Origin of the sequence: Psychrobacter vallis, assembly GCF_904846715.1 — a bacterium.
In the GTDB taxonomy this organism is placed as follows: Bacteria; Pseudomonadota; Gammaproteobacteria; order Pseudomonadales; family Moraxellaceae; genus Psychrobacter; species Psychrobacter vallis.
On the sequence record NZ_CAJHBU010000003.1, the window covers coordinates 21,226 to 34,365 of the forward strand.

The following is a 13,140-nucleotide window of genomic DNA, read 5'->3' on the forward strand; positions in this document are numbered from 1 at the left end:
CTAACCGTTGAGAGGTATTTAAATTGCGTAAAGGCAGTTTCAAGATTTCACTGCATTATGAAAAACTATCATAAAAGATCAAACTATGAAAAACAGTGCCAGTAATTCGCTTATTATACAGGCTTTGCAAGCACATGCTCAGCAGCTATTGCCGACTGTGACGCAAGTATTTTCAGTATTGCAGTATGGTGAAATAGTACACCAGCGAATAGGTCAGACAAATACTGCGCATACTGAAAAATCTCAAAATACCCCAATGCAGCACATCAGAAAGACTGGCTACCAAGGTTTAACGCGCGCCACCCATTCGCAGTTCGGGCACGTGATGATTAAATGGCAACTAGTGTCTCATGCCAGTCATGATTCATCTGATTTGGCTCATGAAATCAATGTTTTAAGATCTTTAAATCATTTATCGCAAACTCAAAATCACAGTGCCGCTATCGCACCATTAATACTCGCTCATCATAAGTTAGACGTTCAAGCGTTGGGACAGAGCCAGCATTTAACTGCTTTAGTCATGGTCTACTATCCGAATGGCAGCTTAGCAAAGCAGCTTAGTAGGCAAAAATACCCATTATTAACGAATAAACAAAAGCAGTATTTCATCAAACAGACCGCGAATCTTATAGCCAATCTACATAACACTGGCTGGCTACATAATGATATTAAACCTAGTAATATCTTGCTCAGTTATACCTCGATAGATAGTAATCATATAGTTCCTGATTTAATATTAATCGATTTTGCCTTAGCAGAGAAAGTTGATAAACCAATAAAAGCACATCCTTTTGGTACGCCAGCTTATCTGGCACCTGAGCGCTGGCAAGGGCAAGCAGCCACCGTTCAAAGTGATATCTATGCGTTTGGGATAATGATGGTTGAGATAGTAACGGGCGCACGACCTTTTAATATAAATACCCAAAGTAGCGATCCGATGATTGATTGGACGATACAGCATTGCCAACAGCCTATTCCAAGGCTGCCAACAGAATACAGTCATTATCAATTTATCATAGATAAAGCATTGGCAAAGCGGATAGAGAAGCGGTATCAGACGATGGATAAAATACTATTAGATTTAGACAGAGTATGAATGTACGATTGAAATTATAGACACAAAAAAACCTGCTAAATAGCAGGCTTTAATATTTGGTCTAAGATGTACTATCCAAAAATGGTGGGGCTGGAGAGACTCGAACTCTCACACCTTGCGGCGCCAGAACCTAAATCTGGTGCGTCTACCAATTCCGCCACAGCCCCATTTTTGTTACTCTATCATCAAAAGCAGTTAAACTCAAATGCTATCTAGACAGTTAACTGATTCGGTAGTGCGTCTCAGTGGTTGGCTATTATATAGAGTTTGCGTAGTTTGGCAAGCCCTATTTGCAGTTATTTTTAATTATTTGATAACTATTTTTGCCAATGATAATAAATATCTGATATTACTGAGATTTTTATTTAGCGTTTTTGTGCTTTATACAGAGATATCTAACTGCTGTAACTTACGTGTCAGTGTGTTGCGACCCCAACCGAGCAAGCTGGCTGCCGCTATTTTTTTGCCGCCGCTGTGCTTGAGGGCTGCCATTAGTAAGACACGTTCAAATTCAGGTGTTGCCGTTTGTAAAATATCGGTTTCACCTGTTTGCAATGATTGCTCAGCCCAAACGGCCAAGGCTTGCTGCCAGTTTGAGTTGTTCGAAATATCATGAGCATGTTGATTCTCTATACGAGCACCATTTTGCTGTTGGTGATTTTGCGCCGTTTGTTGCGTGGATAAATTTTGCTCTGGATGCGCCTCAAAATGAGAAGGAATACTTTCCAACAGCTCTGGTGGTAAATCATCAACCATAACGGTATCACCAGTCGCCATGACAGTTAGCCATAAGCAAACGTTCTCAAGCTGGCGTACATTTCCGCCCCATTCAAAAGACTGTACAATCTGTAGCGCCGCAGGATGTAGTTGCTTTGGTGGCGTATTCATCTGTTCGGCTGCCCGCTGCATAAAGTAGGTGGCCAACGCAGGAATGTCTTCAGGACGCGTGCGCAGAGGCGGTAGGGGTAGACGAATAACATTCAGACGATAAAACAGATCCTCACGGAACTTGCCTTGTTTTACTAATGCTTCTAGGTTTTGATGAGTGGCGGCCACGATGCGTACATCGACTTTGACAGGTTGCTGTCCACCCACACGATAAAACTCTCCATTGGCCAGTACTCGTAGCAAACGGGTTTGGGTGCTAAATGGCATGTCACCGATTTCATCCAAAAACAACGTCCCGCCATTTGCTTGCTCAAAACGACCTTGCCGCGTTGTCGTCGCGCCAGTGAAAGCACCTTTCTCATGACCAAATAACTCGGATTCGATCAAATCATGCGGAATGGCAGCCATATTTAGGGCAATAAAAGGCTGCTGATGACGAGGGGAATGTTGGTGTAAAGCACTGGCAACCAATTCTTTACCTGTTCCCGACTCACCTGTAATCAAAACCGTGATAGGGGAGTGTGCCAGCCTGCCAATAGCGCGAAACACTGTTTGCATGGCTTGTGATTGACCAATGATGCCACTAGGATTGGGATTACTCTGTACCTTAGTATCAGTTTGAATACCAGTTTTATGGTTGGCAGCCTGATTATTTTTGCTTACTGAATTGGCTTTACTGACAACATTTTTTTTGGTATCAAATATCGCATCATTATCGAAGGACGAGGTGTCGGATAAGGTATCAGTGTTTATGTGGCTATTAGGCGCAGTTATAGCATTTTCCACGTTCATATTGGGCTGATAATTAATTGCTTTATAAATCGTGGCAACCGCATCGTCCAAGTCAAAGGGCTTTGGCAAATATTCAAATGCGCCGGTCTGGTAGCTATTAATCGCCGACGTGAGATCCGAATGAGCGGTCATGATGACAATTGGCAGCTTTGGGAAATGCCGATGCACCCAATCACTAAAGGATAAACCGTCCATCATTGGCATGCGAATATCAGTCAATATCACATCTGGTAATGGTTCAGCTGATGCCTGCAGGATGTCATTGAGGCGTGTCCATGCTGCTTGTGCTTGCGTAAAGCTAATAACGGTAAGTCCTGCGTCCTCAAAAGTATCAGCCAGTACCATTCGTAATGCCGCATCATCATCGATGAGCCAGAGCGTTGCTGGATTGGCATCAGGGGCATTATTGACCGTTACTTTTGTCATTTGGTCACCAATTATCTGATCTTTCGATGTTTGGCTATCGCTTTTAGGGTTGTGTTTATCGTTATATTCAGTCATGTATCAGGCCTAATGAGCAATGAATTGTTTAGATTGATGATTTAGTAATGTGCGATTGAGCGGTTTTATCTGCGGAGCAGCGCTGCCTAGGTTTCCATAATTGGTTGGTTAAACGGTAGGTATAGCGTAAAACAAGTCTGACTATTGTGCGGGTTGTTTTTTAAATTGTCGTTAGGATTTTGTGCTTGAGTAGAGCTGGCGTCAATCATACCATGATGATGGCTGATAATATCTTGCACAATGGACAATCCAAGGCCAGTTCCCTTAGCACGGCTGGTCACCATCGGGAAAAATATTTGTCCAATCAGTGCAGGATCAATCCCTGAACCGTTGTCGGTAATGTTAATTTGCACCACTTGTTTGTGCTGTTGCCCACTGATGGTATGTTGAAAGGCCACTCGTGTTTGAATATGTAGCGTTGGCTGGTAATGACAGTCGTCAGTATTACGGTCTATTTGTGAACTAGAAGAGGATAAGGTTTTCGGTTTGGGTGGTTCTTTTTGCGGTAATGTTTGTTCGAACTCTGTCATCGATTCACAAGCGTTGTTAATCAGGTTTAAAAACACTTGAATCAACTGGTCTTTGTCAGCCTGCAACTCAGGCAACGATAAATCATAATCGCGCTGTAGTGTCACTTGTGGATACTGATTGCGTATCAAGGTTAATACGTGCTCTAGTGGCTCATGAATATTAAGAGTTTGCCAGTTTGGTAGTTGATTGGAGCCAAGAAACTGCCCGATAAGATGGGTTAAGCGATCTGTCTCTGAGATGATGATATCGGTATAGTTACGAAGTTTTATCGCGGTTTTTTGCAGGTTGTTGTTATGGTTTAATATAGACGTTGGATGGGAGATAACCCCAGAAGATTGAGGGTCAAATGTCGCCACGTCACTGAATTTAATAAACTGTCGCTGTAACAGTTGCGCCGCACCGCGAATGCCAGCAAGCGGATTTTTTATTTCGTGGGCGACCGAGCGTAACATATGACGGGCAACACCATATTGCTGTTGTTGGCGCTGCTCCTCTGATATGCGACTTTGGCGATCTTTGCCCCATATTTCAATAATAAAATAAGTCTGCTGTTCATAAATGACAGGCGTCACACTGTAGTCGATTGAGAGGGGCAAATTACCATTCAACGGAGTGCTTATGATGTGATCGTGATCAATGAATGGTTGCTGGTACTGCTTTGCTTGATAAAAACGTTCGGTTAAAGAGCAGATTTGCTCTTCTATCATTTGCTCGCTTGTATCGTCGTTATGAATGGTTGAGCTGTTTTGTGATTTTAGCTCCTCAGGTGCCAGCAATGTCAAGACAGACTGATTGAGTAATCTGCCACTGCTGATAGCAAGTAGGTGTTCGGCTTGAGCATTCAACCAAGTGATGGAGAGGGTATCATCGACCCATAAGATAGCTGTGAACAGATGCTGTGATATAAAGGCTAAGTCAGGTGTCGGTCTTACCGTTTTCAAATTGGTTGTCATAGGTAGAGCCTAAAAAAAGGATGCTTGATATAATATTTAACCACAAATCAACACTATAGAACGGCAAAACTGGCGATTTTTGCAAAAAAAACGTACAATGCGCATAGCCAATTTCTCTCTAGCAAGGTCAGCCATGCCCAAAACTTCTACCGAGTCGATGAATACGACTACGATGACCTCACAGTCAGCTTCTACCTTATCTAAAGACGCTCCTAAGAATCCTGCCACTATTTTTAATCCTGCCAAACCAATCATGGCAAAAGAGCAAGAATTATCAGACAGTAGCCAACCCTACCATCATAAAGCCAACCACAATCAAAACCGTAGTATTGCACAAAGTAGCGATGCAACGTTAGCGACTGCCAACGCGCCAGTAAGTGCGGCACCAAAGATTGGTTTTGTGTCGTTAGGTTGTCCAAAAGCACTGGTGGATAGTGAGCGTATTATCACAGAGCTTAGCCGTGATGGTTATCAAGTGGCCAGTGATTATGAAGGGGCAGATCTTGTCGTGGTCAATACATGCGGCTTTATTGAGTCAGCGGTACAAGAGTCGCTTGACGCAATCGGTGAAGCCATTAGTAAAAACGGCAAAGTGATTGTTACTGGCTGTTTGGGTAAAGAAGCAGAGAAAATCCGTGAAATGCATCCCGCCGTCCTAGCAGTGACTGGCGCTCATGCTTATGATGAAGTGATTAGAGCGGTTGCGCAACACGTGCCTAAGCCAAATCGTAGTTTGGATGCCAATTACGACCCAAAAATAGATTTGATCAATGAGGCGGGTATCAAATTAACCCCAAGTCATTATGCTTATCTTAAAATCTCTGAAGGCTGTAACCATCGTTGTACGTTCTGCATCATTCCAAGCTTACGTGGTGACTTGGTTTCGCGCCCGATTGATAGCATAATGAATGAAGCAATGGCGCTCAAAAACGCAGGCGTAAAAGAGTTACTGATTATCTCGCAAGATACTTCTGCGTATGGACTGGATTTGAAATACAAGACCAGTTTTTGGAACGGTATGCCGCTCAAATCAAAGTTTTATGATATGTGCCAAGCGTTGAATGACTTAGGCATTTGGGTACGTTTGCATTACGTTTACCCGTATCCGCATGTCGATAAAGTCGTTGAACTCATGGGCGAAAAAAAGCTACTGCCTTATTTAGACATACCTTTTCAACACGCCAGTCATAGCATCTTAAAAGCCATGAAACGTCCTGCGCATAGCGAAAACACGCTGGCACGTATCAAAGCGTGGCGTGAGATTTGCCCTGACATCGTCATTCGCTCGACCTTCGTCGTTGGTTTCCCAGGTGAGACCGAAGAAGATTTTCAGTGTTTGCTCGATTGGCTGGTTGAAGCGCGTCTTGATCGCGTTGGCGCATTTACTTATTCAGAAGTTGAAGGCGCGGTTGCCAATGACTTGCCAAATCACGTCCCTGAAGCAGTGAAGCAAGAACGCTATGAGCGTTTGATGGCGCTACAGCAAGACATATCTGCACAAAAGTTACAAGAAAAAGTTGGCAAGACCTTAATGGTTTTGGTTGACGACATTGATAGCGATGAGAATATTGCGATTTGCCGTAGCTATGCGGATGCGCCAGAGATTGACGGTCGTGTTTATGTCGATGAGATTAATGCTCAAGTAAAAGTCGGGCAGTTTTTGACGGTGACGATTGATGATGCTAGCGAATATGATTTATTTGCCAGCTATAAAGGATAAAAATCCCTGTAATATACAAGTGAAAATTGCCCAAGAGCAGGCAGTTTTTGCTACAATTAGCGCGATTTAGCCTTTCAAATACACCCATCATTAAGTATGGCGCGCTGGGCAAGCGCTATTTGTATTTTACCAATGACTGTAATTATAATTTAATGCTAACAAGGTGACCTCATGTCTGACAAAAACCCGCGTTACTCTCGTATCTTGTTGAAACTCTCTGGTGAAGCGTTAGCTGGAGGTAAAGACATGGGTATTGATACCGAAGTACTTGATAAGATGAGCTTGTCTATCGCTCACTTGCGTGGACTGGGCGTGCAAGTTGGGATTGTTGTGGGTGGTGGTAACTTATATCGCGGCGCGCAATTACAAAAAGAAGGTTTGGTTGGCCGTGTCACTGGTGATCAGATGGGTATGCTCGCGACGGTTATGAATGGGCTTGCAATGCGTGATGCACTTGAGCGCCGTAATATTAAAACGCGCTTAATGTCAGCATTACCCATCGGCGAAGTCACCGAAAGCTATAGCAGCCGTAACGCGATTCGCTATCTTAAAAATGGTGAAGTTTGTATCTTTGTCGCTGGCACTGGCAATCCGTTTTTTACCACAGACACCGCTGCCTGTTTGCGCGGTATCGAAATCGAAGCGGGCTTGATTTTGAAAGCGACCAAAGTCGATGGTGTTTATGACAAAGACCCAAGCCTACATTCCGATGCAGTCAAATACGATGGTTTAACGTTTGATGAAGTGTTAGAGCAAAAGCTTGGCGTCATGGATCTAACCGCTATTGCTCTATGCCGTGAGCATAACGTGCCGCTACAAGTGTTTGATATGACCAAACCCAATGCATTATTAAATGTCATTATGGGCGAAAATGAAGGCACGCGCGTTTATCATTAACGGATGATACGCCCTAAGATAGCAATATATCCCTTAATAGTTTTTTATAACCAACAATAATGAATGATTTGTCGGTAGCGATAAATAAGGACACATAATGATCAAAGAGATTAAGCAAGACGGCGAAGCGCGCATGCAAAAAACCTTGGAAGCGCTTGAGAGTACTTTTAGTAAAGTTCGTACGGGTCGTGCGCACCCAGGTATGTTGTCAGGTGTAATGGTTAGCTACTATGGCTCTCCGACACAGCTGAACCAAGTGGCTAGTGTGAACGTTGAAGACTCGCGTACACTACTGGTACAGCCATTTGATCGTACCATGGTGCAAGCGATCGATAAAGCCATTCGCGAAGCCGATTTAGGTCTGAACCCAATGACAGCTGACGTGATTCGTGTGCCGATGCCAGCCTTGACAGAAGAAACACGCCGCGACATGCAAAAACTTGCCCGCGGAGAAGCTGAGAGCAGCCGCGTATCTATTCGTAATATCCGCCGTGATATGATGAATGACATCAAAGAGTTGGCAAAAGAAAAAGAAATCTCAGAAGATGAAGAGCGCCGTGCTAGCGATGACATTCAAAAAATTACTGACAAATATATTGAGACTATTGATAGCCGTCTGAGTAAAAAAGAAAGTGATTTGATGGACGTTTAACCATTAGCGCGTTGTTATTTATAGCAACAACAGTTGAGCCTTCTTTTTACAGTTAAGCAGCCAATGCGCTATCGCTATTGGCTGCTTATTATTATGTCAACTGGTACGATATAGTGAATTTACTATAAAATAAACACAGTGCTGCTAGATATAGTACTGATACTCTCTTTCCTTGCTACTAAAATTTTCGGCAATGGTATCAATGATATTTGATGGCCTATATTTCGCAAACTATAAAAATCTTGATTTGTGATAAGTTTGTGAATTATATGATCTATACTTTTTAACTGATCTATTACAGGCTATTATTATTTTACCTTAACAATAAGTAAGTTTTCCTATGTCTATGTCAGTCCCTTCGACTTCTGCTATTCTTCCGCGCCATATTGCCATTATCATGGATGGTAATAACCGCTATGGCAAAGCCCATAATTTGGGCAAAGGCCAAGGGCATGTGGCTGGCAAAGAGGCGTTAGATCCTATTGTCGAGTATTGTGTCGAGACAGGAATTGAGGTATTGACAGTATTTGCTTTTTCTAGTGAAAATTGGCAACGTCCACCCAGTGAAGTAATGTTATTGATGCAGCTGTTGGCATTGACTATCAATGAGCAAATGCCGCGCATGAATGAGTACCGTATTCGCTTACGTTTTATCGGTGATCGCAGTCATCTTAGCGCTGATTTACAAGCATTAATGGCAGATGCTGAAGCAAAAACGGCGGCGTTTGATGCCATGACGCTAGTGATCGCCATCAGTTATGGTGGGCAGTGGGACATTGCGCATGCCGCAAAACAGTTAGCACAGCAAGTACAGGCAGGTCAGTTGCGTGCTGAAGATGTCAATACTGAGCTGCTTGGTGAGTACGTTCAGCTGGCCGATGCGCCCGCAGTAGATATGTTGATACGGACGGGCGGTGAGTATCGACTCTCTAATTTTTTATTGTGGCAAGCCGCTTATGCAGAGCTGTTCTTTACCCAAACACTATGGCCGGATTTTGCCGCAAGTGAGCTGGAAATGATGGTAACGGAGTTTGCCCAGCGCCAACGCCGCTTTGGCAAAACCAGTGAACAGGTCGTGACGGAGCAACAATTTCGTTAGGATATTGATTGTTTAATAGACCTGTTTAAAGGGTTTGCGTAGTATCCTACAAAGCTAATATTCTATCAGTAGTTAATACTGCTTGTTTGTGAAATAATAAACCGTTTTAATGAGTGTTAGTTGCTATGAGGAAATGCCCTAGAAGGCGATTGTAGATTACCTGCTATAATGCACTTTTTGACCATGCATTTTTTATTATTATAAGTATAAGGTTCAATAAGTATGTGGCAACGAATTAAGACGGCAGTTATTCTCGTTATTATCGTTGGTATTGCAATGTTTGCGAGCCAAACCCCTATCTTATTTGCACCGCTTCTAGCGATTGGCGTCATAATTTCTGCTCACGAATGGACAAAGCTGATGCCAAAATGGCGGCAGCCTGCGCTGTTTGTCTTATTGGTCTTGGTACTGACATTGGTATCACTTATATTCAAAGTAACGTGGCTGTTTTGGTGGGCCGCTTCATTAGTAATATGGTTGATGGCACTGTCTTGGGTAAGAGCTTTTCCAACTCACACCAATTGGTACGGCAAGAAGTTGGCATTGATGGGTGCTGTGATATTGATTGCATGCATTACCGCGATGTTTTACTTGTGGCAACTGTCAGCATGGTGGTTGTTTTATGTGTTCTTATTGGTGTGGTGTACAGATAGTGGGGCTTATTTTGTTGGGCGTAAGCTCGGTCGTCACAAAATGGCACCGAATGTCTCACCTAATAAGAGTATAGAAGGGCTGGCTGGTGGTTTAGTCACTGGTTTGCTGGTTGTTGTCGCCATTAGCGTCTTTAAGCTGCAATTAACGGGTGTGTCATTGGTTGCATTTGTCTCGTTATCAGCTTTGACGATTTTGGCGTCCGTACTTGGTGACTTGTTTGAGTCAATGCTTAAGCGCCGCGCCCGTGTAAAAGACTCAGGAACGATTCTACCTGGGCATGGTGGTGTCCTTGATCGTATTGATTCGCTATTGTCTGCCACACCAATATTTGCGCTTGGTTTTTGGGTGATGCAGCAGCTAGGTTTAATAGTAATATAAATCTCAAAAATGAATGTGCTTACTAACTTTATAGTGGGTTGACTGTAGGTCAGTAGGGGTTTGACTTTGCTGCTATATATAATCGATTCTAAATAAAACAGATACATTACTTTAATAGTTACCACGTTTTCTTGGTTTTTTATTTTACTTTTCGCAGTATTATTGATAGGCACCGATTGTTATGACGCAACGCATCGCCGTATTAGGCGCGACAGGCTCGATTGGCGATAGTACGTTGGCTATTTTAGCAGCGCAACCACACCATTATGAAGTCTACGCTTTGTCAGGCTATCACCGTTTAGATAAGTTATTTGCGCTCTGTGAGCAGTTTTTGCCTAAGCGTGTCAGCGTACCGACGGCAGCGGTCGATGATTTTGCCCAGCGTCTCATGGCGGCTGGCCTTACTATTGATGTGGTAGGGGGCGAGGCAGGGCTAGTAGATATTGCCACCGATTCGCAAACCCATACGGTGGTCGCTGCTATTGTGGGCGCAGCAGGTCTACCGTCGACCTTAGCCGCCGCTCGTGCAGGCAAACGTATTTTATTGGCCAACAAAGAAGCGCTGGTGATGGCAGGGCAAGTGATGATTAGTGCGGTCAAAACGCATAATGCGACTTTGCTACCGCTCGACTCTGAGCACAATGCTATTTTTCAGTGTCTGCCACTGGCTATTCAACAAGACAACACCCAGATTCATCAGCCAGATCACGGTGTACGTAGACTATGGTTGACCGCATCTGGTGGTCCTTTTTTGCAGCAATCGTTTGAGCAGATGCAGCAAGCAAGTATCGCTGAAGCCGTCAAACACCCAAATTGGTCAATGGGTCAAAAGATATCGGTCGACTCTGCCACCATGATGAATAAAGGTCTTGAGTTGATAGAAGCCTGTCATCTATTTGATTTGCCTGAAGATAAAATAAATGTGGTGATTCATCCACAAAGCATTATCCACTCGATGGTAGAATATAGCGATGGCAGTTTTTTAGCGCAGTTGGGCAGTCCAGATATGAAAACTCCAATCGCCCATGCACTTAGCTACCCGAATCGTATTGATAGCGGTTCACAGCCTTTAGATTTATATGCACTCAGTGGATTGGAGTTTATTGAGCCTGATTTACAAAAATTTGCCTGCCTACGTCTTGCTCGTCAAGCGATGAAAGCAGGTACGCAGGCGACTATTGTGCTAAACGCTTCTAATGAAATTGCAGTCGCTGCGTTTTTGGATGGAAAAATTCGTCTAACGGATATTGCGGATATCAGTGAACAAGCCCTGACTGAGATAAAAGTACCTTTATTAAATGAGCGGGCTGATATAGAAGATATATTGGCAATTGATAAAATAGCACGCTGTCATACCGAGACGCTCGTCAAAAAGCTGGCATAATTGTATCAAGAGTAACTTAATCGAGAAAAGATCATGACGTTTTTGTTAACGCTCCTTGCGGCAATATTTGTCTTAGGTCCGCTCATTGCCCTACACGAGTGGGGTCATTATATCGTGGCGAGACTCTGCGGCGTTAAAGTGTTGACTTACTCTATTGGTTTTGGTCCCAAGCTTTTTGGTTGGACCAGCAAAAAAAGCGGCATTGACTATCGTATTTCAGCACTGCCGCTTGGTGGCTATGTCAAAATGCTCGATGAGCGTGAAGGGAATGTGGCAGAAAACGAGCGGCATTTAGCCTTTAATCATCAGCATCCGCTCAAAAAAATTGCGATTGTCGCGGCCGGTCCTATCATGAATTTTGTCATTGCTATTGCGCTATTTTGGGTATTGTTTATGACCCCATCAGAGCAGCTGGCGACTAAAATTGGGCAAGTGTTACCTGATACGCCAGCTGCAATGGCGCAGTTGCCAGTTGGTGATAAAATCGTTGCGATTGATGGTCATAAAGTAGAGACGTGGGAAGGTATCAACTATCGTCTTGCTGGACGTATGGGGGAGACAGATACTGTCAGTATTACCATGCAGTCGGATGGACAAAGTGAAAACTTGACCAAAACCTATCAAGCACCAGTACAGCAATTTATGCAAGGCGCGGCACAAGGTAAAGACGCGTTGACCAGCTTTGGTATGCTACCGTGGCAGCCACAAATTGCGCCAATAGTGGGTGATTTGACGCCTGATGGCGCGGCCAGTCGCCAAGGTCTAAAAGAAGGTGATCGCATTACTGCTATCAATGGCGAAGAAATCAGCGACTGGATCAGTGCCACGCGTATCATCCGTGATAACCCTGAAGTTCTACTTAATTTTACGGTGTTGCGCGATGATAAGCCTGTTCAGCTACAGATCATGCCACAAGGTAAAAAAGACAATTTAGGTAACGATTATGGGCAGATTGGTGCTATGGTGGCACAGTCTGAAATTGTCATCCCTGACGCATATAAAACAACAGTGGTCTATGGCCCGGGTGAGTCGCTGGTTAAATCGTTTGAAAAGACCGAGCAGTTAGCGGTGATGACGGTAAGCTCCATGGGTAAAATGCTGTCAGGTATGATAGGCTTGGACAATTTATCAGGGCCGATTACCATCGCCAAAGTTGCCAAACAAAGCTTCGATATTAGCTGGCAGATGGTATTGTCTACAGCGGCTTTGATCAGTCTGAGTCTCGCTGTCCTAAATCTTTTGCCTATTCCGGTATTAGATGGGGGTCACATCGTTTATCATCTTATTGAGCTGATTCGAGGCAAGCCACTCTCAGAAGGGGTGCAAATGGTGGGTCTAAATATTGGTTTACTCTTGCTGGCAGGTTTCATGGTGTTAGCAATTGGTAATGATATTAGTCGTCTGTTTTGATGGAGGGCTGGTCGATATGATTGACAAGGCGCGATATACTAATGGTTCTGTGGTTATTGGGCACTGATTGTTGACAGAGTAGGCAAGGTGTTTTGTGTCAAGAACTCTGTACTAATCGTAATTTTTAGTTTATTTTGTGATGCATTTTATATAAAGTGTTCTGAGTCTGCCGTGCGTGAATTTAA

Annotated in this window: 10 protein-coding genes and 1 tRNA gene; 8 read left to right on the forward strand and 3 right to left on the reverse strand. The window is 43.7% G+C overall.

What is annotated here, in order from left to right; genetic code table 11:
• Nucleotides 1-85: 85 nt before the first annotated feature.
• Complete coding sequence (locus JMY02_RS02670; RefSeq protein ID WP_201594931.1) at nt 86-1,096, forward strand: serine/threonine-protein kinase; 1,011 nt, start codon at nt 86-88, stop codon at nt 1,094-1,096.
• 82 nt (nt 1,097-1,178) lie between these two features.
• Here the strand turns inward: JMY02_RS02670 and JMY02_RS02675 are convergent.
• The 3 genes from JMY02_RS02675 to JMY02_RS02685 form a co-directional block, all read right to left on the reverse strand.
• Nucleotides 1,179-1,263: transfer RNA gene (locus tag JMY02_RS02675), tRNA-Leu, on the reverse strand.
• 214 nt (nt 1,264-1,477) lie between these two features.
• Entirely contained in the window at nt 1,478-3,277 is a 1,800-nt protein-coding gene (locus JMY02_RS02680; RefSeq protein ID WP_201594933.1) for a sigma 54-interacting transcriptional regulator, read from the reverse strand.
• Between the two features lie 86 nt (nt 3,278-3,363).
• The gene (locus JMY02_RS02685) at nt 3,364-4,761 is read right to left on the reverse strand and encodes a two-component system sensor histidine kinase NtrB (protein ID WP_201594935.1); all 1,398 of its coding nucleotides are present in this window, start codon (nt 4,759-4,761) and stop codon (nt 3,364-3,366) included.
• A 133-nt stretch (nt 4,762-4,894) separates the two neighbouring features.
• On the opposite strand from JMY02_RS02685, the gene rimO reads away from it, so the two are divergent.
• The 7 genes from rimO (at nt 4,895) to rseP (ending at nt 12,955) form a co-directional block, all read left to right on the forward strand.
• A complete protein-coding gene (gene rimO / locus JMY02_RS02690; RefSeq protein WP_201594937.1) occupies nt 4,895-6,481 on the forward strand; it encodes a 30S ribosomal protein S12 methylthiotransferase RimO in 1,587 nt (528 codons plus the stop codon).
• A gap of 171 nt (nt 6,482-6,652) precedes the next feature.
• Nucleotides 6,653-7,378: a UMP kinase gene (gene pyrH, locus JMY02_RS02695; RefSeq protein ID WP_021815045.1), complete on the forward strand. Its 726-nt coding sequence runs from the start codon at nt 6,653-6,655 to the stop codon at nt 7,376-7,378.
• A 97-nt stretch (nt 7,379-7,475) separates the two neighbouring features.
• Nucleotides 7,476-8,030: a ribosome recycling factor gene (frr, locus tag JMY02_RS02700; RefSeq protein WP_201594939.1), complete on the forward strand. Its 555-nt coding sequence runs from the start codon at nt 7,476-7,478 to the stop codon at nt 8,028-8,030.
• A 340-nt stretch (nt 8,031-8,370) separates the two neighbouring features.
• On the forward strand, nt 8,371-9,129 hold the full coding sequence (gene uppS / locus JMY02_RS02705; protein ID WP_406947717.1) for a polyprenyl diphosphate synthase: 759 nt from the start codon (nt 8,371-8,373) through the stop codon (nt 9,127-9,129).
• Between the two features lie 222 nt (nt 9,130-9,351).
• Nucleotides 9,352-10,161, forward strand: coding sequence for a phosphatidate cytidylyltransferase (locus JMY02_RS02710; protein WP_201594941.1), 810 nt, complete (start codon nt 9,352-9,354; stop codon nt 10,159-10,161).
• A gap of 181 nt (nt 10,162-10,342) precedes the next feature.
• Entirely contained in the window at nt 10,343-11,545 is a 1,203-nt protein-coding gene (dxr, locus tag JMY02_RS02715) for a 1-deoxy-D-xylulose-5-phosphate reductoisomerase (RefSeq protein ID WP_201594943.1), read from the forward strand.
• A gap of 33 nt (nt 11,546-11,578) precedes the next feature.
• On the forward strand, nt 11,579-12,955 hold the full coding sequence (gene rseP / locus JMY02_RS02720; protein ID WP_201594945.1) for an RIP metalloprotease RseP: 1,377 nt from the start codon (nt 11,579-11,581) through the stop codon (nt 12,953-12,955).
• Nucleotides 12,956-13,140 lie beyond the last annotated feature (185 nt).